The following is a 21,135-nucleotide window of genomic DNA, read 5'->3' on the forward strand; positions in this document are numbered from 1 at the left end:
TGATCCTCCAGAGGTAAAAACTTGGGCAATTACAGGGTCAGGAAGCCGTCGTAGAGACCGTAGGCTGCCACCAGGGCACCGACGACCACCGCGGCGAAAATCAGCTTCTCGACGTTGGTGAAAACCGCTTGTTTGAGTTCGAGCTTGGCCTTGGCGAACAGGATCGCGCCGGGGGCATACAGCAGGGCCGAGAGCAGCAGGTACTTCACCCCGCCGGCATACAGCAGCCAGACCGCGTAGATCAGGGCGATACCACCGATGATCAGGTCCTTGCGCCGCTCGGCTGCGAAGCCTTCGTAGGTTTCGCCGCGTACCGCGAGCAGCAGGGCATAGGCCGCCGACCACAGGTACGGCACCAGAATCATCGAAGTGGCGAGGTAGATCAGCGACAGGTAAGTGCTGGCCGAAAACAGGGTGATGATCAGGAACAACTGAACCATCGCGTTGGTCAGCCACAACGCGTTGACCGGTACGTGATTGGCGTTTTCCTTGCGCAGAAACTCGGGCATGGTGTGGTCTTTGGCGGCGGCGAACATGATCTCCGCACACAGCAGCACCCACGACAGCAGCGCGCCCAGCAGCGAGATGATCAGACCGACGCTGATCAGCACCGCGCCCCAATGACCGACCACGTGCTCAAGCACGGCGGCCATCGACGGGTTCTGCAGTTTGGCCAGTTCCGGCTGAGTCATGATGCCCAGCGACAGCACGTTGACCAGCACCAGGAACAGCAGCACGGTGATGAAACCGATGACGGTGGCCTTGCCGACGTCGGAGCGTTTTTCCGCCCGGGCCGAGAAGATGCTCGCGCCTTCAATGCCGATGAACACCCACACGGTGACCAGCATCATGTTGCGCACCTGGTTCATCACGCTGCCCAGATCCGGGTTTTTCACGCCCCAGATGTCAGCGGTGAAGATGTCCAGTTTGAAGGCGAAGACCGCGATCAGGACGAACAGCAGCAGCGGTACGACCTTGGCGACGGTGGTCACGAGGTTGATGAACGCCGCTTCCTTGATTCCGCGCAGCACCAGGAAATGCACGGCCCACAGCAGCACCGAGGCGCCGATCACGGCGGCCACCGTGTTGCCTTCGCCGAAAACCGGAAAGAAATACCCGAGGGTGCTGAACAACAGAACAAAGTAACCGACGTTACCCAGCCAGGCGCTGATCCAGTAGCCCCAGGCGGACGAGAAACCCATGTAATCGCCGAATCCGGCCTTGGCGTAGGCGTAGACGCCGCCGTCCAGGTCGGGCTTGCGATTGGCGAGGGTTTGAAAGACAAAAGCGAGGGTGAGCATGCCGACAGCGGTGATGGCCCAACCGATCAGCACTGCACCGACGTCGGCGCTGGCGGCCATGTTTTGTGGCAAAGAGAATATCCCGCCACCGATCATTGAACCGACTACCAATGCAACCAGTGCACCGAGTCGTAGTTTTCCGGGAGCTTCAGACATTGTATGACTCCATTGCAGGAGAGAAGAGTTCACAGCGTAGTGCCGTTGTCTGTTCAAACAGCTGACTTAGATCAGTTCATGGCCACATTCCATTGTTAATGAATGACTTATGAAAAGGCTGATGGCATAAAGCTGCTGCCCGAAGAGGCCCATTCCAGAGGCTTGCGGCAGATGTGGTTGGGAATTTCTCCTATTACTTTGGAATTATCACGCTAGTTGGTTTTCAGCTTTTGGCAAATTTTTCACATCTGTTTTCAGTACAGAATTGATTTATCAGGATCAGCGCACAAAACTGTCTCGACGTGCTATGCGTTAGCGTCAGTCGCTATATATAAGTGGGTATTGCTCGGCATTACCTGATAAGCGTCATTCGGTATCAGACATTTAGTTAATAGTTGTTACAAAATGAATTAAGGGAGACAAGAATGTCGCAACCGACGCAAAAGCTGCGCCTTGGTGCGTTGATCGCCCTGGTTGTAGGTTCGATGATTGGCGGGGGGATTTTTTCCCTGCCGCAGAACATGGCGGCGCGCGCCGATGCCGGGGCGATCCTGATTGGCTGGGGAATCACCGCCATCGGCATGCTGACCCTGGCGTTCGTGTTCCAGACCCTCGCCAACCGCAAGCCTGAGCTGGACTCTGGCGTCTACGCCTACGCCAAGGCCGGGTTTGGCGACTACATGGGTTTCTCGTCCGCCTGGGGTTACTGGATCAGCGCCTGGCTGGGCAACGTCGGTTATTTCGTGTTGCTGTTCAGCACGCTCGGTTACTTCTTCCCGGTGTTTGGCCAGGGCAACACGCCGGTCGCCATCGGCTGTGCGTCGGTGCTGTTGTGGGCCGTGCATTTTCTGGTGATGCGCGGGATTAAGGAGGCGGCCTTCATCAATCAGGTGACCACGGTCGCCAAGATCGTGCCGCTGATCATGTTCATCGTGATTGCGGCGGTGGCGTTCAAGGCCGATATCTTTACCCGCGACATCTGGGGCCGCAGCAACCCGAGCTTCGGCGGGGTGATGGATCAGGTGCGCAATATGATGCTGGTGACGGTGTTCGTGTTCATCGGCATCGAGGGCGCCAGCGTGTACTCGGCACGGGCGGAGAAACGCACCGATGTCGGCCGCGCCACGGTAATCGGTTTTCTCGGCGTGCTGGCGCTGCTGGTGCTGGTCAACGTACTGTCGCTGGGGATCATGAGCCAGCCAGAATTGGCGACCCTGCAAAACCCGTCGCTGGCGGCGGTGCTGGAACACATCGTCGGGCCATGGGGCGCGTTGTTGATCAGCCTTGGGCTGGCGGTGTCGCTGCTCGGCGCGTTGCTGTCGTGGGCGTTGTTGTGCGCCGAAATCCTGTTTGCCACGGCGCGGGACAAGACCATGCCCGCGTTTCTGAAAAAGGAAAACGCCAACCACGTGCCGGTCAATGCGCTGTGGCTGACCAACGTGATGATTCAGATTTTCCTGCTGATCACGCTGTTTTCCGCCGGCACCTACACCAGCCTGATCTACCTCGCCTCGTCGATGATTCTGGTGCCGTACCTGTGGTCGGCGGCGTACGCGGTGTTGCTCAGCGGGCGTGGCGAAACCTATGAACATGCCTCGGCCGAGCGCACCAAGGACCTGCTGATCGGCGGCATAGCGCTGTGCTACGCGGTGTGGCTGTTGTATGCCGGCGGGGTGAAATACCTGCTGCTGTCGGCGCTGCTGTATGCGCCAGGTGTGGTGCTGTTCGCCAAGGCCAAGCATGAGCAGGGCGAGCCGTTGTTCACCCATGTCGAGAAGGTGATTTTCACCGGCGTGATCATTGGTGCGGGGTTGGCGGCATATGGGTTGTACAGCGGGGTGTTGTCATTGTAGGTGATGTCAGTGCGGGCCTCTTCGCGAGCAGGCTCGCTCCCACATTTGAAATGCGTGCCCCTGTGGGAGCGAGCTTGCTCGCGAAGGGGCCCGAATGGTCATCACCATAGCGGGCTGTGTGAACCCAACTCTGTAGCCGGCAACTGCCATTGCAGCGGCGTCCCGCTGATCTTCACCGGTACCAGCAAGCGATGCGCCGGCCCCCATGGAGTCTGCTCCAGCGACAGACTTTGATCCTGCGCATCTTCAGCCCGCAACGCTTCGCTCGACCCCGGCCCCTGTTCGATCAACAGCTTGGCGGTGCGCGCCAGCGACAAGCGTGCCGAGCCACCTCGACCCGTCTTCAAACGTTGCGTCAACAGCCGGATCGCACTCGCCGCCATCAAATACCCTGTTGCATGGTCCAGCGCCTGCACCGGCAACGGCGTCGGTTGGTCCGCGTGCTTCCAGCGTTGCCCGGCCTCGGCGATGCCGCTGCTCATCTGCACCAGGCTGTCGAAGCCACGGCGGTTCTGCCACGGGCCGCTCCAGCCGTAGGCGTTGAGGCAGACGTCGATCAGCCCCGGCGCCAGTAGCCGCCGGCGCTCGGAGCCGAAGCCGAGATGTTCCAGCGCGTCGGCACGGTAGCCGTGCACGAGGATGTCGGTGTCCTGCAACAAGTGTTCAAACACCACGCGATCTGCCGGTTGCTGCAGATCCAGCCGCGCGCAGCGTTTGCCAAGGGTCATGTCCGGGATAACGCCCGGTTCGTTCCAGGTCGGCGGATCGATGCGCAGCACATTGGCGCCGAGACCGGCAAGGAAACGGCTGGCAGTGGGGCCGGCAAGCACGCGGGTCAGGTCCAGCACCTTGAGGCCGGCCAGCGGCCGCGCTGCCGAGCCTTGCCAGGCGTTGGTGTGTTCATCCTGCGCATCGAGGAAATGCACCAGCGGTTCGGCACTCACTGCCAGCCCCTGCGGATGCTGCTGCCACTGCGCCCAACTGCGCATTTCGGCGGCGCAGCCGTTGGCGTCGACGACTGCTTGTTCCAGATCGGCACTGCGCCATTGCGCGACGTTCGCTGCCATGGCGGCACGGTCGGCGCAGGTGCCCAGTACGCGTTCGGCGGCGGCGCGGTGATGCGGGGCGTTGGTGTGCAGGCGGATCCAGCCGTCCTCGGTTGCGTAGTCACCGGCCACCGGATCCCACAGCGGCGGAGCGTTCCAGCCCATCGGACGCAGCGAAGTGGCGAACCAGAACGAGGCCAGACGTCGATCGACTTCCACCGCGGGCAAGTGCCCGGTCTGTTGCCGGAGCAGTTCGCTGACGGCCTGCCCGGCAGCGCCGATGCTGGCGCAGGCCAGGTCGGTCACGGCGAATGCCGAGGGCAGGGCGCCATGGCCCGTGAACGGAATCGGCGTGTGGGGCAAGCCGAGTGCGGCTTGAATGGACGTGAGTAGATCAGTCATCGAAGGCCCTCCGGGAGAGAGGGCGATGATAGTGCAAAAGAATCTCGGGCCAGATGAAATTCCGGACAACCCACGCTGCCCCCTGTGGGAGCTGGCTTGCCAGCGATGACGGTGGATCAGTCAGTACATGAGTGACTGACACACCGCAATCGCTGGCAAGCCAGCTCCCACAGGGACGGTGGTGATTATCAGACGCGGAACTGGTCCATCAGCTTCATCTGCTGGCTCGCCAGGGCATTCAACTGACTGCTGATCGCCGCTGATTCAGTCGCCTGCTCGGTCAGCGTTTCAGTCACGGTGCGAATCGCCGAGACGTTGCGGTTGACCTCTTCGGCCACGGCGCTCTGTTGTTCGGCGGCACTGGCGATCTGCAGGTTCATGTCGCTGATCACGGTGACCGCGTCGCTGATCTTGCCCAGCGCGTCCACGGCCTGACGGATCTGCCCGGCGTTGTTGTGTGCCTGGGTCTGGCTCGAATGCATGGTCGCGACCACGCCACGGGTGCCGGTCTGGATGCGCTCGATGACGATGCGGATTTCTTCCACCGAATCCTGAGTGCGCTTGGCCAGGTTGCGCACCTCGTCGGCGACCACTGCGAAACCACGACCGCTTTCCCCGGCGCGGGCCGCTTCGATGGCGGCGTTGAGCGCCAGCAGGTTGGTCTGTTCGGCGATGCTGCGGATCACTTCCAGTACCGAACCGATCTGCTCGCTGTTGACCGCCAGTGCTTCGACCTCGGTCACCGCTTTGCTGACTTCGTCGGCCAGTTGATTGATGTCGCGGGTGCTGCGTTCGATGATCGACATGCCGTCGCGGGCCGACTGATCGGCGCCCTTGGCGGCGCTGGCCGCGTTCGACGCGCTGTTGGCGACGTCGTGGGCGGTGGCGCTCATTTCGTTGGACGCGGTGGCGACCTGATCGATTTCGCGGAACTGCACCTGCATGCCTTCGCTGGTCTGGCGGGCGATTTCCGAGGACTGATCAGCAGTGCCACGCGCTTCGGTGATGCTCTGTTTGACCTGGGCGATGGTCGGTTGCAGCTTGTCGAGGAAGCGGTTGAACCAGTTCACCAGTTCGCCCAGTTCATCCTTCTTGCTGTAGTTCAGGCGCTGGGTCAGATCGCCTTCACCGCTGGCGATGTTCTTCAGCATTTCAGCGACACTGTTGATCGGCCGGGTCACGCCCGAGGCGGTGAGCCAGATCAGCAGCAAACCGATCAGACCCGCGACCACGGCCACCAGCAACGCGCTGACCAAACCGCTTTTCTGCGCATCGTCGAGCACCGCTTGCAGCTTGACCGAGTCGGCCAGCAGCACCTGTTTCGGCAGGTCGATGACCACGCCCCAGGCCCGCGAATTGCCAATCGGATCGACCGGGTACACCGCGCGAATCAGCTCGCCCTGTTCAAGAATCTTCGGCGTACCGCTGCTGACCAGTTGCAGCAGGTCCTTGCCGTCGGCGCCGAGGGTATCGCTGATTTTTTTGCCGACCCTGGTCGCGTCGGAACTGTCGGCGCCGAGTACGCCGCTGCCGGAGACGATCAGCATGTGCCCGGCGTTGTTGAACAGATCGCGCTGGGAGTCCACCGCCGCTGCTTGCAGGGCATCGAGGGCGATATCGACGCCGGCCACGCCGATGGCCTTGCCGTCGACGATCAGCGGCACGGAAATGGTGGTCATCAACATTTCCTTGCCGCCCACGGTGTCGGCGTACGGGTCGAGCAGGCAGGTGCGCTTGTTGTCGCGAGGGCAGGTGTACCAGCTGTTGTACGGCGTGCCGCTGACGCTGAGGGTGGTCTTGGTCATGTCTTCTTCGACCATGATCGTGTTCAGCGCGGAACCGGCAGCGCGGCTCCAGTAGGTCGCAAAGCGCCCGGCTTCGTTGGACTGGCGCGCGGCATCGTTGACGAACTCGCTGTCCTTGCCGTCGAGGCCGTTGGGTTCGAAAGCGAGCCAGATGCCGAGCACCTTGTCGTTGCGCTCGAACGCGGTTTTCAGGCTCTGGTTCAACTCTTCACGCAGGGCACCGGCGTCCAGCGAACGCTTGGCGGCCATCACCCGCATGTCCTTGATCTGGTCGGCCAGGGCAGTGATCACCGTCAGGCTTTCGCCAAAGGTCTTCTGTACCCGCACCGCTTGCTCGGCTGCCTTGGCCTGCAACAGGTTTTGCACACTGGCGGTGAGCATCTTGCTGCTGGAGTCACTGACCAGATCGTCGTTCTGGTTGGTCTGGTAAATGTTCATGCCGACGATCAGCGCGACCACACCGAGCAGACACAGACCGGAGAGCAGGACGATTTTCAGGCGAATGGAAAGAGAGTCGAACATGGGGCGATCTCGTGAATGAATGAGCAGGTGGCCACGGGATGAACTACCCGGTTCGCCAAATCCATTCAGCGCCATGCATTGCTCATCGGCGCACAGCGACGGCGCATGAGGCGCTTGCCGACGAACGGTCAGCGCTAAACGTTTGCGCAGGGGATTGTGCTGAAAAGGCGATTAATTACAGGGAAGTTTCAGCCTGATGAACACCGGGGAGCTGCTGGTGATGAGGCTTTGTGGTGAGGGGATTCATCCCCGATGGACTGCGCAGCAGGCCCAAAACCTGACAACCATTTTTAACTGAAACTCTGCGGAGCCTGATTAGTGGCTGCTGCGCAGCCATCGGGGCGGTGCGACGTTTCGCTGAATCCCCTCACCACAAAAGCTCATTTGCCAAAAATAGCGGGCGGTCAGGCGGGGGGCGGGATCGTTTCCGGGCGCGACCAAATCCACAGATTGCCCAGGCTCATCCCGGCAATCGCCAGATACACCGGCCAGCCGTGGTCGAGCATCACCAGCATCAGTGTCGCGCACAGCAGCATGCTGACGGTGGCGCTGACCTTGGCCTTGCGCGCGATGATCTTGCCGTTGCGCCAGTTGCTCAGGATCGGCCCGAACAGCCGATGGTTTTCCAGCCAGGCACTCAGGCGCGGCGAGCTGCGGGTCGCAGCCCAGGCGGCGAGCAGGATGAACTCGGTGGTCGGCAGGCCGGGCACGACGATGGCGATCAGGCCAATGCCGAGGCTGACATAGGCCAACAGGCCGAACAGCAGGCGGGCGAGTTTTGAGGTGGCGGGTTGCGGCATGGGCTCGGGGTTGCAGTGAGGCGAAACGGGAATCTTACAGACTTGTGGAGACCCCTGTGGGAGCTGGCTTGCCAGCGATAGCGATGTATCAGTCGAAATAGATCCTGTCTGACCCGCCGCCATCGCTGGCAAGCCAGCTCCCACAGGGTTTTGTGTTGTGCCGGTAAATCAGGCCGGTTCGGCTTCGGTGGCGTAAGCCTGTTCCAGCAGCACGGTGAAGCGGTTGAACGCGTCGATTGCGCCTTGCTCGACTTCGGCTTCCTCTTCGGCGGTGAACGGCAGGGAGTCGAGAGTACGCACGAAGCTTTTCCAACCCTCGGCGCGGCCACCTTCCGGTTCACCGAGGTGGCGGGCGCCGAAGGTTTCGCTCAGCTCCAGCGCCACCGCGCGTTTGATCAGGAACGCTGCGCCAAGCTTCGAACCTTCGGAGACGAAGATCCAGCCGAGGGCACGGGCCTTGCTCGGGTTTTTCAGCGCACCGGCCACCGGTGGCGGGATATCGGTATCGAGATCCGCCAGGTCAGCCTTGGCCGCATCCGCGCGGCAACGGCCCGGCAGATCCGGGACGATGGCAGTCAGTTCGGCATTGTTATAGAGATCGACCAGTTCCGACTGGAACAGGTACTGCGCGACCACGAAACGCGCGAAGTTGGCGCGGGTTTCGAACGGCGCGTGGGCCTTGACCAGGGCGTCGAGCTTGCTGTGCGGCTCGTGGGTGATCTGGTTCAGGCGTTGTGAACGCAGGGCTTTTTCCGAAGTGGTCATGGGTGTCCTTGATAAAAGAGAGGCGCTTGATAACGAGACGAACGGGCAGGTGCCCAACCGTAAAAAAAGCCCCGCGACGCGCTGATCAATGCGCGTCGCAGGGCCGTGCGGTTCAGATGTCCCAGACCAGATTGATCGCGAAGTTGCGGCCCGGCTGGGTCAGGCGATCGAGGTTGGCCGGTTGTGTCACCGAGGCTTCGCCGACGCTGTCGTAACCGCGCACGTCATCCCACAGCCAGTACTTCTTGTCGGTCAGATTGTAGATGCCGCCGCTGACCGTGACGTCGTCGGTGACTTTGTAGTAGCCGGCCAGATCGAGAATGCCGAAGCCCGGGGTCTTGAACTGGCTGCTGACGCCATCCGGCGACTTGAAGTTGCTGTCGTCGACGCGATCCTTTTTCTTCACCACGGTCCAGCTCAGCAGGCCGCCGTAATTGTCCTGGTCGTAACCCAGACCGAATACGCCAGTCAGCGGATTGACGCTGTTGAGTGGCTCGCCGTTGTCGTTGTTGCGACCGTAGGCGTAGGCGATCGAGCCTTGGGTGTAGAGGCCTTGCGGCGCGCCGAACGCATCGAGGTTCAGACGACCTTTGACTTCGGCGCCCTTGATGGTCGCGTGCTTGATGTTGCTCGACTGGAAGGTCAGCTCGTCGTAGCCAGGCGTGACGGCGTCTTCGTTGATGAAGTCGCGGTACTTGTTATAGAACACCGCCACGTCGAACGAGCCTTGCTCGAAGTTGCCGCGCAGACCGGTTTCATAGCTTTTGCTTTTTTCCGGTTCCAGGTTCGGGTTCGGCGCCACGTTGTAGCCGGTGGTGCTGTTTTCAAAGCGCCCGTACAGCGCTTTCGCAGTCGGTGTACGGAAGCCTTCGGCGTACTGGCCGTACCAGGTGTAGTTGTCGGTCAGGGCGTAGGTCAGGCCGAATTTGGGCGAGACTTTGTGCCAGGTCTTGTTCTCGTCGCTGACGGTGCCGTTGCCGTCGGCGGCCACGGTGTTGAGGAATTCCTCAGTGATGTGCGGCTTGAGCTGGGTGTAGTCGTAGCGCAGGCCCGGCAGGAAGGTCCACTTGTTCCAGCTGATCTGATCCTGGGCAAACAGGCTGTAGGTGTTGATGGTCGGGTCCGGGAAGTCGCTGGATTTTTTCAGCACGTCTGCCGCACTGGTGGCGCCGATGGCGGTGCAGCCACGGCCGACTGCCAGGCACTTGCCGTCGCCGCTGCGCGAGCCGGTGACCTTCTGCTTTTTGATCGTGGTGCCGTAGGTCAGCACGTGGTCGGTGTCACCGATGGCGAAGGCCTTGTCCAGTTGCGCGTCGAATACCCACTGTTTTTCCTCGTAGACCGTGTCGCGGGTGCGCAGCACTTTACGGGTCATCGGGTAGTAGAACTCTTCGGTGCTCTGATCGGTTTTGGCGATCTGGTGATTGAGGCTCCACTTCACGTTATCGGCCAGCAGGCTGTCGAGGGCGAAGCTGTGCTCCAGGCCGAAACGCTCGCGGGTGATGGTGTCGTTGCCGGTGCGCCACTGATACATGCCGCCGGGCAGCACGCTGTTGGGGATGGTCGGGGCACCGTTGAAGTACGGGCCGCCGTAGGCACTTTTCTGATCGGTGTCGCGGTCGTCCTTGTACTTTTCGTAGGTCAGGCCCAGACGCGAATCTTCGTTGTAGTTCCAGCCGATCTTCGCCAGCACGTTGGTGGCTTTGACGTCTTCCGGGTTGGCGGCGGTGCGGGCGAGGCCGGTGCCGTTGTTGCTGCCGTAGGAATCGGTTTCGTGACCGTCGCGCTGGCTGAAGTGCAGCAAGCCGTCGAACTGCTCGGCACGCCCGGCGACGGTGGCGGATTTCAGCCAGCTCTCATCGGCGGAGCTGTAGCCGGTCTTCAACCGGGCACCGACATCGTTGCCGGGCTTGATGATGTCGTCCGGGTCGAGGGTGTAGTAGCTGACGGCGCCGCCGATGGCGTTGCTGCCGTACAGCACCGAGGCCGGGCCACGGAGGATTTCCACGCGTTTGATGATTTCCGGGTCGACGTAGTTGCGCTGGGTCTTGGCGTACGGGCCGTTGAAGAAACCGTCCGGCACTTCGACGCCGTCAACCTGAGTGAGGATGCGGTCGCCGTCGATGCCGCGAATGTTGTAGCCACTGATACCGCCGCGCTGACCGGCGCCGCCGACGGACACGCCCGGCTCGTAGCGCACCAGATCCTTGAGGGTGTTGACGTTGTTGCGGTCCAGATCCTGGCGGGTCTGCACGGTGACTGTGGCCGGCACGCTGTTGACCGACTGTTCCTGGCGGGTGGCGCTGATGGTCACCTGATCCAGATTCAAGGTGCCGCTGGTGCTGCGTTTTTCCAGCACCACGTTGTTGTTGCTCAGCTTGCGGAAGCTCAGGTTGGTCCCCACCAACAGGCGTTCCAGGGCTTTCTCCGGCGGCAGCGAACCGCGCACGCCCGGCGACGACACGCCCTGACCCAGTTCCGCCGGCAAGCCGACCTGCCAACCGGTCACGCTGGTAAAGGCATTGAGCGCCGACACCAGCGGTTGCTGGCCGATCGAGAACGAGTAATCACCCATGTTGCGTGCCGGTTGCTCGGTGGCAGCCATCAGCGGTGCGGTGCCGGCCATGAGGATGGCAGCCGTCAGCAGCGACAATACGCGGGAAGGGGAAGCAGTCTGGCGGGTAAGGCGAGAGGACATCGATAGCGCTCCGTGTCGCACGAATCTTTATAGGTGCTGATCCGCCTCCGAAGATGCGAATCAATTGCATTGGCTATAACGAGACGAACGGGGTTTCGCTATCGAGTAAAAATAATTCTCATTTAGTTCAGGATCACCAGCGCCGGGAATTCCTGCAGGCGCGCCGAGGTGATGTGGGCGAGGGAACGCACGACGTCCAGCGGTTGGTCGAGACGGTAATTGCCGGTGACGTTGACGTCGGCCAACTGCTCGTTGGTGTTGATGATCCAGCCCGGGTAGTAGCGGCGCAGTTCGGCCAGCACCTTGTCGAGCGGACAGTTTTCAAAGATCAACCGGCCCTGGACCCAGGCCAGGTCGGTGGCGGCATCGAGTTTGGCCGGACGATCGAAACCGTTGGGGCCGATACGGATGCTTTCGCCGGCGCTCAAACGCACGCGCGCGTCATTGTGGGTGGCACGCAGATCGACATCGCCGCGCTGTACGTTGACCTGTGCCACACCGTCCAGATAACGCACGGCGAAATCGGTGTCGCGCACGCTGGCCTGTACCGGGCCGGCATCGATTTCCAGCGGTTGGCCACGGTTGGCGGCCACCTCGAAAAACGCTTCGCCCTGATACAGCCGCGCCACGCGCTGGCGCTCATTGATGCTGCTGGAGAAGGCCGAATTGGTGTTGAGCAGCACCTTGGAGCCGTCCTCCAGTTGCAGGCGCTGACGCTCGCCGACCACGGTCAGATGATCGGCCTGCAGGCGCATCGGCAGGTTGCTGAAACTGAACAGGCCCAGAATCAGCACCGCAGCGGTGGCCAACGGTTTCCAGTGCGGGCGCAGACGTTTGATGAGCGTCACTTTCGCGGGTTTCGCAGCGAGACTCTGCGCGCATTGCACCACTTGCGGCCCGTCCCAGATCGCCTGGGCCTTGGCGAACGCCTCGGCATTCAACGGATCGGCCGCCAGCCATGCATGAAATTGCCGGGTCTGCTCTTCGTCCGCACTGCCGAGCACGATGAGCCAGTCCAGAGCCTGGTCCATTGCACGGGCGGCGTCCTGCGCCGTGTCGGGCGAAGGCGGGCGGTGGGTGTCCGTCACGGTGTTTCCTCGGCAGTGTCTGTGCACGGCTGTTTTTTTAGTGAAGCGTAAAAGTCGGGCAAGGGTAGCAAAGCCCGCTGATCAGTGCAGTCGATGCTGATGCTGACAGAAATCGCCTGCGACCTCAGGCGCCATTCAAGCGCTCGGCGACACCGATGCAGATCGACATGATCAGCTTGAGTTCCTTCTGCACGGTGCTGAGGGACACATTCAATTCGTCGGCGATTTCCTGGTAGCTGTGCCCGTGCAGGCGGCTGAGGATGAAAATCTGCTGCTGACGCGGGCTGAGTTGACTGAGGCTCACGTTCAGGCGCTCCAGCAATTGTTCAGCGTGGGCGGCGTCTTCGGCGCTGCTGGCGGGGGCGGCGACGCTGTGCACCACGTCCTGCGGCACGTCATCGACCATGGTTCGCGAATGGATCTTGCGCGCACGCAGGTGATCCAGCGCCAGGTTGCGCGCGGTCTGGAACACGAAGGGTTCAAGGTGATCGATGGCGCGCTCGCTCAGCGCCCGCGTGACGCGCAGGTAGGTTTCCTGCAACAGGTCTTCGGCGGTGCTGTGATTGTTGACCATCCGCTCGATCGTACGCAGCAGGGATGTGCGCTGAGAGAGGAAGACGTGATTGAAGCGCGATTGACTCACGGGGGAACCTGATCTATTTCGAGCGAATGATAATGCTTATCATCTAGTCGAGTGGTCAAGTGTTGTTTTTGAACGAAGCAGACAAATGTAGGAGCTGCCGAAGGCTGCGATCTTTTGATGTTGCTTTTAAAACAAGATCAAAAGATCGCAGCCTTCGGCAGCTCCTACAAGGAGTTGTCGGTTACTCCGCGTTGCAGAGCGCCAGGCAGTTATCCAACATGCGGTTGGAGAAGCCCCATTCGTTGTCGTACCAGGCCAGCACCTTCAGCAGTTTGCCGCTGGATTTGGTGTGATTGGCGTCGAAGATCGACGACAGCGGGTTGTGGTTGAAGTCGCTGGAAACCAGCGGCAACGTGTTGTAACCCAAAATTTTCGAGTGTTGGCTGGCGGCTTTCATCAGCGCGTTGACTTCGTCGGCCGTGGCTTCCTTCTTCAACTGCACAGTCAGGTCCACCAGCGACACATTGATCACCGGCACCCGCACGGCCATGCCGGTCAGTTTGCCCGCCAGTTCCGGAAGCACCAGGCCTACCGCTTCGGCGGCGCCGGTCTTGCTCGGGATCATGTTCTGCGTGGCCGAACGCGCGCGGTACGGGTCGGTGTGATAGACGTCGGTGAGGTTCTGGTCGTTGGTGTAGGCATGAATCGTGGTCATCAGGCCGCTTTCGATCCCCAGTTCGCGGTGCAGCACCTGCGCCACCGGCGCCAGGCAGTTGGTGGTGCACGAAGCGTTGGAGATGATCTGGTGCGACTGGCGCAGAATGTCGTGGTTCACGCCGTAAACAACGGTAGCGTCGGCGCCTTTGGCCGGTGCCGATATGATGACTTTGCGCGCGCCGGCAGTAAGATGCGCGGCCGCTTTGGCGCGGTCGGTGAACAGACCGGTGCATTCGAACACCACATCGATCTTTTCCGCGGCCCATGGTAGCTCGGCCGGGTTGCGAATGGCGCTGACCGCAATGCGGTCGCCATTGACCGTCAGGCTCTCATTGTCATGGGCCACTTCGGCGTCGAATGTGCCGTGAACGGTGTCGTATTTGAGTAGATGGGCGTTGATGGCGCTGTCGCCCAGATCGTTGATGGCGACGATCTGCAAATCCTGTCGATAGCCTTGGGTATACAGTGCGCGCAGGACATTACGGCCGATGCGGCCAAAACCATTGATTGCGATTCGAAGAGTCATTGAACAGCGCCGCCGTCGTTTTGTTGTTGGAATTACAAGATTATTCGCATAAAAATAGAAAACAAGCCTTTTTAGTGGCAATATTTTGTTTTATCTACAACGAGTGACCTGAATCAACTGGTCCGAATGGTCAAAAAAGCCGTCTGTCATTCCAACAACAACGGCGTTTGATCAGCATAGACAATCAGGTCGCCACATCCGTTAGCCTGGAGTTCTACACATGCATCCCCGCGTTCTTGAGGTCACCGAACGGCTTATCGCCCGCAGCCGCGCCACGCGTCAGGCTTACCTTGCACTGATTCGCGGCGCCGCCACTGACGGGCCGATGCGCGGCAAGCTGCAATGCGCCAACTTCGCCCACGGCGTGGCCGGATGTGGCAGCGAAGACAAGCACAGCCTGCGGATGATGAACTCGGCGAACATCGCCATTGTTTCTTCGTATAACGACATGCTCTCGGCGCACCAGCCGTACGAAGTGTTTCCCCAGCAGATCAAAAACGCCTTGCGCGAAATCGGCTCGGTCGGCCAGTTCGCCGGTGGTACGCCGGCGATGTGCGATGGCGTGACCCAGGGCGAGCCGGGCATGGAGCTGAGCCTGCCAAGCCGTGAAGTGATCGCCATGTCGACGGCGGTGGCGTTGTCGCACAACATGTTCGATGGCGCGCTGATGCTCGGCATCTGCGACAAGATCGTCCCGGGCCTGATGATGGGCTCGCTGCGTTTCGGCCATCTGCCGACGATCTTCGTCCCGGGCGGGCCGATGGTCTCGGGGATTTCCAACAAGGAAAAAGCCGACGTGCGGCAGAAGTACGCCGAAGGCAAGGCGACCCGCGAAGAGCTGCTGGAATCAGAAATGAAGTCCTACCACAGCCCGGGCACCTGCACCTTCTACGGCACCGCCAATACCAACCAGTTGCTGATGGAAGTCATGGGCCTGCACTTGCCGGGCGCGTCTTTCGTCAACCCGAATACGCCGCTGCGTGATGCCCTGACCCGCGAAGCCGCGCATCAGGTCACGCGTCTGACCAAGCAAAACGGCAACTTCATGCCGATCGGCGAAATCGTCGACGAGAAGGCGCTGGTCAACTCGATCGTCGCACTGCACGCCACCGGCGGCTCGACCAACCACACCCTGCACATGCCGGCCATTGCCATGGCCGCTGGCATCCAGCTGACCTGGCAGGACATGGCCGACCTCTCCGAAGTCGTGCCGACCCTGAGCCACGTTTACCCGAACGGCAAAGCCGACATCAATCATTTCCAGGCTGCTGGCGGCATGTCGTTCCTGATCCGCGAACTGCTCGAGGCCGGCCTGCTGCACGAAGACGTCAACACCGTGCTCGGCCACGGCTTGAGCCAGTACACCAAGGAGCCATTCCTCGATAACGGTGAGTTGGTGTGGCGCGAAGGCCCGACCGAAAGCCTCGACGAAAACATCCTGCGTCCGGTCGCCCGTGCATTCTCCGCCGAGGGCGGTCTGCGGGTGATGGAAGGCAACCTCGGTCGCGGGGTGATGAAAGTCTCCGCGGTGGCGCTGGAAAACCAGATCGTCGAAGCGCCAGCCATGGTGTTCCAGGATCAGCAGGACCTGGCCGACGCGTTCAAGGCCGGTTTGCTGGAGAAGGATTTTGTTGCGGTGATGCGCTTCCAGGGCCCGCGCTCCAACGGCATGCCCGAGCTGCACAAGATGACGCCGTTCCTCGGCGTGCTGCAGGATCGTGGCTTCAAAGTCGCGCTGGTCACCGACGGGCGCATGTCCGGCGCGTCGGGGAAAATCCCGGCGGCGATTCACGTAAGTCCCGAAGCGTATGTCGGCGGTGCTTTGGCGCGGGTGCAAGAGGGCGATATCATCCGCGTCGATGGCGTCAAAGGCACTTTGGAACTCAAGGTCGACGCCGCCGAATTTGCAGCGCGCGAACCCGCCAAAGGCCTGTTGGGCAACAACATCGGCAGCGGTCGCGAACTGTTTGGCTTCATGCGTTTGGCCTTCAGCTCGGCGGAGCAGGGCGCCAGCGCCTTCACTTCTGCCCTGGAGACGCTTAATTGAAACTGGCTTTGGTCGGTGATATCGGAGGCACCAACGCGCGATTCGCGTTGTGGAAAAACCAGCAACTGGAATCGGTTCAGGTGCTGGCCACAGCCGACCATGCCAGCCCGGAAGAGGCGATCAGCCTGTACCTGAGCGGCCTCGGTCTGGCGCCGGGTTCGATCGGTTCGGTGTGCCTGTCGGTGGCGGGGCCGGTGAGTGGGGATGAATTCAAATTCACCAACAATCACTGGCGCTTGAGTCGCACGGCGTTCTGCAAGACCTTGCAGGTCGAACAACTGCTGTTGATCAACGATTTCTCGGCGATGGCGCTGGGCATGACCCGTTTGCAGCCCGGGGAATTCCGTGTGGTCTGCGAAGGCACGCCGGAGCCGTTGCGCCCGGCGGTGGTGATCGGTCCGGGCACGGGGCTGGGCGTCGGTACCTTGCTTGATCTCGGCGAAGGGCGGTTTGCCGCGCTGCCGGGGGAGGGCGGGCACGTCGATCTGCCGCTGAGCAGTCCGCGTGAAACCCAGCTCTGGCAGCACATCCACAACGAGATCGGACACGTCAGCGCAGAAACGGCGCTGAGCGGTGGTGGCTTGCCGCGCGTCTACCGGGCGATCTGCGCAGTGGACGGACATGAACCGAAGCTTGAGACGCCGGAAGCGATTACCGCGGCCGGTCTGGCTGGCGATCCGATCGCCCTGGAAGTGCTGGAACAGTTCTGCTGCTGGCTCGGCCGTGTGGCCGGCAACAACGTGCTGACCACCGGTGGGCGTGGCGGCGTGTACATCGTTGGCGGGGTGATTCCGCGCTTTGCCGATTTCTTCGTCGAAAGCGGTTTCGCCCGCAGCTTCGCCGACAAGGGCTGCATGAGCGACTACTTCAAGGGCATTCCGGTGTGGCTGGTGACGGCGCCGTATTCCGGTCTTGTTGGCGCTGGTGTGGCACTCGAACAGTTTTGAGACTGAGTCGCCTGCATCGCTGGCAAGCCAGCTCCCACAGGATCGAAGACATCCTCAGGATGTGTACAAGACCTTGTGGGAGCTGGCTTGCCAGCGATGGGGCCAGAACAGACAACAAATTTCCAAGGTTCATCAGGCATAATCCGCCCCAATTCCAACAACAAGGATGCCTTCGAAGTGAGCTCAGTCAACAAGTCGATATTGTTGGTCGATGACGACCAGGAAATACGCGAGTTGCTGGAAACCTACCTGACCCGCGCCGGGTTTCAGGTGCGGGCCACCGCCGATGGCGCCAGTTTCCGCCAGGCACTCAACGAGGCGCCGAGCGATCTGGTGATCCTCGATGTGATGCTGCCCGATGAAGACGGTTTCAGCCTGTGCCGCTGGGTGCGCCAGCATCCGCGTCAGGCGCAGGTGCCGATCATCATGCTCACCGCCAGTTCCGACGAAGCCGACCGCGTGATCGGGCTGGAGCTCGGCGCTGACGACTACCTTGGCAAACCTTTCAGCCCCCGCGAGCTGCAAGCCCGAATCAAGGCGCTGCTGCGTCGCGCGCAGTTCGGTCAAGAGCGCAGCGGCAGCGACGTACTGGCCTTCGACGAGTGGCGGCTGGACATGGTCAGTCATCGGCTGTTTCACACCGACGGTGAGGAAGTGATTCTCTCTGGTGCCGACTTTGCGCTGCTGAAGTTGTTTCTCGATCATCCGCAGGAAATTCTCGACCGCGACACCATCGGCAACGCCACCCGTGGCCGTGACCTGATGCCGCTCGACCGGATTGTCGACATGGCCGTCAGCCGCTTGCGCCAGCGTCTGCGCGACACGGAAAAACCGCCACGACTGATCCGCACCGTGCGCGGCAGTGGCTACCAACTGGCAGCCAATGTGGTTGCCGGCAATGCTCACTGAGTCGCTGCGCCGGCTCGCCAGCAAAGTGCCGGTGCCGCGTTCGCTGCTCGGGCGGATGCTGCTGCTGACCTTGTTGGCGGTGTTGTTTGCGCAGACGTTGTCGAGCGTGATCTGGGTCTCGCAACTGCGTGCCACCCAGCTTGAAGGCCTGGTCACCAGCGCCCGCAGCCTGGCCCATTCGATGACCGCCAGCGTCAGTTATTTCCGCTCGCTGCCAGTGGCTTACCGGCCGCTGGTGCTCGACCAGTTGCGCAGCATGGGCGGCACCCGTTTCGTGGTGACGCTCAACGACAAACCGCTGGGTATGGACGTGCTGCCGATCACCCCACGCAAGGCCGCGGTGATTCAAGCGGTGGATGAAGTGCTGCGCCAGTCGCTGGGGCATGACACTGATATTTCGGTGACCTTCGTCAGTCCCGAGGATCTGCGGATCTTCAATGCCGGGCTGAAACTCGATGAGCTGCCGCGCTCGTGGGCGCATTACGCGCTGACGCTGGAACCGGTGAATCCGCCGGTGCTGGTCACGCAGATTCAGATGGCGCCGGGCGAATGGCTGTACATCGCCTCGTTATTGCCCGAGCCCTACACCAGTCTTGAAGAGCAAGGCCTGCCGGCGCAGCAGGTGTGGTTCATTGTCCTCACCAGCGGTTTCTTGCTGTTGTTCATCGGCCTGCTGGTGCACTGGCAGAGCCGGCCGCTCAAGCGTCTGGCGCGGGCGGCGCGGGATCTGTCGCTGGGCGCCGATGTCGAGCCGGTGGCCGAGGGCGGCGGCAGCGAAGTGGTGGAAGTGGGCCGTGCGTTCAACACCATGCGCGAACGCATCAGCCGTTACCTGACCGAACGCAGCCAGTTGTTCAGCGCGATTTCCCATGACCTGCGCACGCCGATCACCCGTCTGCGCTTGCGCGTCGAACTGCTCGAAGACGAGAAGCTGCAAGCCAAGTTCGGTCGCGATCTGGATGAGTTGGAGCTGCTGGTCAAAGGCGCGCTGCAATGCGTGAAAGACACCGACATCCACGAGAACATCGAGCCGGTGGATCTCAATCATGTACTCGACTGCCTCGTAGAACCGTACCTGGCGCCCAACGGTAATGGTCGCGTGACCCTGCAAGGCAAGGCGCTGGCGGCGTATCCGGGCAAGCCTTTGGCGTTGAAACGCTGCATCGGCAACCTCATCGACAATGCGCTGAAGTACGGGCAGAACGCGCACCTGCACATCGATGACGATGAGCGCGCGTTTGTCCTGCACGTCGACGACGAAGGCCCGGGCGTGCCGGAGCAGCGGTTGGAGCAAGTGTTCGAGCCGCACTTTCGCTTGGCCGGGCAGCAGCAGGGTTATGGTCTTGGTTTGGGCATAGCGCGCAACATTGCCCACAGCCATGGTGGTGAGGTGACGTTGCAGAATTTGCGTGAGGGCGGGTTGCGGGTGACGTTGCAGTTGCCGCGTTCAGTAGACTGAAGATCAAAAGATCGCAGCCTTCGGCAGCTCCTACACCGCACTCTGTAGGAGCTGCCGAAGGCTGCGATCTTTTGACTTTGCTTTTCTAATGTCACTGCTTGGTGACAAAACCCGCCCCCTTCGTTACAAGCCCACCCCGGCCCGTTGTTTAGACTGCCCGCAGTCATAACAACAAAAAAGGGCCACTCATGGACACCTTTCACCCAGGCTTCAGCAGTTGGCTGAATGCCCCTGCCCACCAGCAATGGCTCGCCGACGAAGGCCTGCGCCTGCTGGCATTCGCCAAGGCTGCCAGGTTGCCCGAAGGCTTCGGCAACCTCGATGAGCGCGGCCGCTTGCCCGCCAACGCGCAGGCCGAAACCATGAACACCGCGCGCATGACCCACAGCTTCGCCATGGCTCACATTCAAGGCTTGCCGGGGTTTGCCGAACTGGTCGATCACGGCATCGCGGCCCTGCGCGGCCCGTTGCGGGATGCGCTGCACGGCGGCTGGTTTGCGGTCGCCGAACATCGCGATGGCGACACTGGCAAGAACGCCTATCTGCATGCCTTTGTCGCGCTCGCGGCCAGCTCGGCGGTGGTCGCGCAACGTCCCGGCGCCCAGGCATTGCTGGATGACGCGATCGACATCATCGACACGTATTTCTGGAGCGAAGAAGAGGGCGCCATGCGCGAATTCTTCAATCGCGACTGGCGCGAAGAAGAGGCGTACCGCGGCGCCAACAGCAACATGCACGCCACCGAAGCGTTCCTTGCGCTGGCCGATGTCACTGAAGATCCGCGCTGGCTGGTACGTGCGCAGCGCATCGTCGAGCGGGTGATCCACGGTCACGCCGCCGCCAACGGCTACATGGTCATCGAGCACTTCGACCGCGACTGGCAACCGCTGCGCGAGTACAACCGCGACAATCCCGCTGACGGCTTCCGCCCTTACGGCACCACCCCGGGCCACGGTTTCGAGTGGGCGCGGCTGCTGCTGCACCTCGAAGCGGCGCGGGTCCAGGCCGGGATGCTCACGCCCGGTTGGCTGGCGACCGATGCGCAAAAACTCTTCGAGCAGAATTGCCGAAACGGCTGGGACGTCGATGGCGCGCCGGGGATCGTTTATACCCTCGACTGGGACAACAAAGCCGTGGTGCGTCATCGCTTGCACTGGACCCATGCCGAAGCCAGCGCGGCGGCCAGCGCCTTGCTCAAACGCACCGGTGATGCGCAATACGAAACCTGGTACCGGCTGTTCTGGGAATTCTGTGAAGGCCATTTCATCGATCGCTGCGATGGCAGTTGGCATCACGAACTCGATCCGCAAAACCGTCCGAGCGCCGATATCTGGCCGGGCAAACCCGATCTCTACCACGCGTGGCAAGCGGTGTTGATCCCTCGTCTACCCTTGTCACCGAGTATGGCAACCGCTCTGGCGCAAATATCCCGGGCTGTTCCTGTGTAACCATGTGGTGACATTTGCGCGTCCCTTCGTTACCTGCGAAGGGAATCGCCCTGTTTAAACTCC

15 protein-coding genes are annotated in these 21,135 nt (G+C 61.4%); 6 read left to right on the forward strand and 9 right to left on the reverse strand.

The window, feature by feature from the left end:
* Positions 1 to 29: 29 nt before the first annotated feature.
* The gene (gene arcD, locus KVQ82_RS07800) at positions 30 to 1,457 is read right to left on the reverse strand and encodes an arginine-ornithine antiporter (protein WP_041068609.1); all 1,428 of its coding nucleotides are present in this window, start codon (positions 1,455 to 1,457) and stop codon (positions 30 to 32) included.
* Between the two features lie 425 nt (positions 1,458 to 1,882).
* Between arcD (KVQ82_RS07800) and arcD (KVQ82_RS07805) the strand changes: the two genes are divergently transcribed.
* Positions 1,883 to 3,310 (forward strand): arginine-ornithine antiporter, encoded by a 1,428-nt coding sequence (gene arcD / locus KVQ82_RS07805; protein ID WP_041068612.1) that lies wholly within the window; start codon positions 1,883 to 1,885, stop codon positions 3,308 to 3,310.
* A 101-nt stretch (positions 3,311 to 3,411) separates the two neighbouring features.
* On the opposite strand, the gene KVQ82_RS07810 is transcribed toward arcD (KVQ82_RS07805), so the two are convergent.
* From KVQ82_RS07810 to gap, 8 genes are all read right to left on the reverse strand, one after another.
* The gene (locus tag KVQ82_RS07810; RefSeq protein ID WP_222018560.1) at positions 3,412 to 4,758 is read right to left on the reverse strand and encodes a CoA transferase; all 1,347 of its coding nucleotides are present in this window, start codon (positions 4,756 to 4,758) and stop codon (positions 3,412 to 3,414) included.
* Positions 4,759 to 4,946: 188 nt separating this feature from the next.
* Entirely contained in the window at positions 4,947 to 7,085 is a 2,139-nt protein-coding gene (locus KVQ82_RS07815) for a methyl-accepting chemotaxis protein (RefSeq protein ID WP_222018561.1), read from the reverse strand.
* A 404-nt stretch (positions 7,086 to 7,489) separates the two neighbouring features.
* Positions 7,490 to 7,885 carry a YbaN family protein gene (locus KVQ82_RS07820; protein WP_145594502.1) on the reverse strand — a complete coding sequence of 132 codons (396 nt, stop codon included), beginning with the start codon at positions 7,883 to 7,885 and terminating at the stop codon, positions 7,490 to 7,492.
* A 168-nt stretch (positions 7,886 to 8,053) separates the two neighbouring features.
* The gene (locus tag KVQ82_RS07825) at positions 8,054 to 8,650 is read right to left on the reverse strand and encodes a biliverdin-producing heme oxygenase (protein WP_222018562.1); all 597 of its coding nucleotides are present in this window, start codon (positions 8,648 to 8,650) and stop codon (positions 8,054 to 8,056) included.
* Between the two features lie 112 nt (positions 8,651 to 8,762).
* Positions 8,763 to 11,348, reverse strand: a complete 2,586-nt coding sequence (locus tag KVQ82_RS07830; RefSeq protein WP_222018563.1) for a TonB-dependent receptor — start codon at positions 11,346 to 11,348, stop codon at positions 8,763 to 8,765.
* A gap of 122 nt (positions 11,349 to 11,470) precedes the next feature.
* Positions 11,471 to 12,436, reverse strand: coding sequence for a FecR domain-containing protein (locus KVQ82_RS07835; RefSeq protein WP_222018564.1), 966 nt, complete (start codon positions 12,434 to 12,436; stop codon positions 11,471 to 11,473).
* 124 nt (positions 12,437 to 12,560) lie between these two features.
* The gene (locus KVQ82_RS07840; RefSeq protein WP_041068631.1) at positions 12,561 to 13,079 is read right to left on the reverse strand and encodes an RNA polymerase sigma factor; all 519 of its coding nucleotides are present in this window, start codon (positions 13,077 to 13,079) and stop codon (positions 12,561 to 12,563) included.
* A 181-nt stretch (positions 13,080 to 13,260) separates the two neighbouring features.
* Positions 13,261 to 14,262: a type I glyceraldehyde-3-phosphate dehydrogenase gene (gene gap / locus KVQ82_RS07845; RefSeq protein ID WP_145594494.1), complete on the reverse strand. Its 1,002-nt coding sequence runs from the start codon at positions 14,260 to 14,262 to the stop codon at positions 13,261 to 13,263.
* A gap of 220 nt (positions 14,263 to 14,482) precedes the next feature.
* Here gap and edd point away from each other — a divergent pair, with 220 nt between their 5' ends.
* The 5 genes from edd to KVQ82_RS07870 all read left to right on the forward strand — a co-directional run bounded on the left by edd (position 14,483) and on the right by KVQ82_RS07870 (position 21,072).
* Positions 14,483 to 16,309 (forward strand): phosphogluconate dehydratase, encoded by a 1,827-nt coding sequence (edd, locus tag KVQ82_RS07850; RefSeq protein WP_041068637.1) that lies wholly within the window; start codon positions 14,483 to 14,485, stop codon positions 16,307 to 16,309.
* A complete protein-coding gene (locus tag KVQ82_RS07855; RefSeq protein WP_222018565.1) occupies positions 16,306 to 17,256 on the forward strand; it encodes a glucokinase in 951 nt (316 codons plus the stop codon). The genes edd and KVQ82_RS07855 overlap by 4 nt, the downstream gene beginning before the upstream one ends.
* Positions 17,257 to 17,433: 177 nt before the next feature.
* Positions 17,434 to 18,165: a response regulator gene (locus KVQ82_RS07860; protein ID WP_007917879.1), complete on the forward strand. Its 732-nt coding sequence runs from the start codon at positions 17,434 to 17,436 to the stop codon at positions 18,163 to 18,165.
* The gene (locus KVQ82_RS07865; RefSeq protein ID WP_222018566.1) at positions 18,155 to 19,624 is read left to right on the forward strand and encodes an ATP-binding protein; all 1,470 of its coding nucleotides are present in this window, start codon (positions 18,155 to 18,157) and stop codon (positions 19,622 to 19,624) included. Before KVQ82_RS07860 ends, KVQ82_RS07865 begins: the two co-directional genes overlap by 11 nt.
* Before the next feature lie 188 nt (positions 19,625 to 19,812).
* Complete coding sequence (locus KVQ82_RS07870; RefSeq protein ID WP_222018567.1) at positions 19,813 to 21,072, forward strand: AGE family epimerase/isomerase; 1,260 nt, start codon at positions 19,813 to 19,815, stop codon at positions 21,070 to 21,072.
* Positions 21,073 to 21,135: the final 63 nt, after the last annotated feature.

This window comes from Pseudomonas sp. AO-1 (genome assembly GCF_019775695.1).
GTDB lineage: Bacteria > Pseudomonadota > Gammaproteobacteria > Pseudomonadales > Pseudomonadaceae > Aquipseudomonas > Aquipseudomonas parakoreensis.

Excerpts from the sequence above, each read along its gene's own strand:
- arcD (WP_041068609.1), bottom strand. The coding sequence starts at position 1,457 with ATGTCTGAAGCTCCCGGAAAACTACGACTCGGTGCACTGGTTGCATTG.
- arcD (WP_041068612.1), top strand. The coding sequence starts at position 1,883 with ATGTCGCAACCGACGCAAAAGCTGCGCCTTGGTGCGTTGATCGCCCTG.
- KVQ82_RS07810 (WP_222018560.1), bottom strand. The coding sequence starts at position 4,758 with ATGACTGATCTACTCACGTCCATTCAAGCCGCACTCGGCTTGCCCCAC.
- KVQ82_RS07815 (WP_222018561.1), bottom strand. The coding sequence starts at position 7,085 with ATGTTCGACTCTCTTTCCATTCGCCTGAAAATCGTCCTGCTCTCCGGT.
- KVQ82_RS07820 (WP_145594502.1), bottom strand. The coding sequence starts at position 7,885 with ATGCCGCAACCCGCCACCTCAAAACTCGCCCGCCTGCTGTTCGGCCTG.
- KVQ82_RS07825 (WP_222018562.1), bottom strand. The coding sequence starts at position 8,650 with ATGACCACTTCGGAAAAAGCCCTGCGTTCACAACGCCTGAACCAGATC.
- KVQ82_RS07830 (WP_222018563.1), bottom strand. The coding sequence starts at position 11,348 with ATGTCCTCTCGCCTTACCCGCCAGACTGCTTCCCCTTCCCGCGTATTG.
- gap (WP_145594494.1), bottom strand. The coding sequence starts at position 14,262 with ATGACTCTTCGAATCGCAATCAATGGTTTTGGCCGCATCGGCCGTAAT.
- edd (WP_041068637.1), top strand. The coding sequence starts at position 14,483 with ATGCATCCCCGCGTTCTTGAGGTCACCGAACGGCTTATCGCCCGCAGC.
- KVQ82_RS07865 (WP_222018566.1), top strand. The coding sequence starts at position 18,155 with ATGCTCACTGAGTCGCTGCGCCGGCTCGCCAGCAAAGTGCCGGTGCCG.
- KVQ82_RS07870 (WP_222018567.1), top strand. The coding sequence starts at position 19,813 with ATGGACACCTTTCACCCAGGCTTCAGCAGTTGGCTGAATGCCCCTGCC.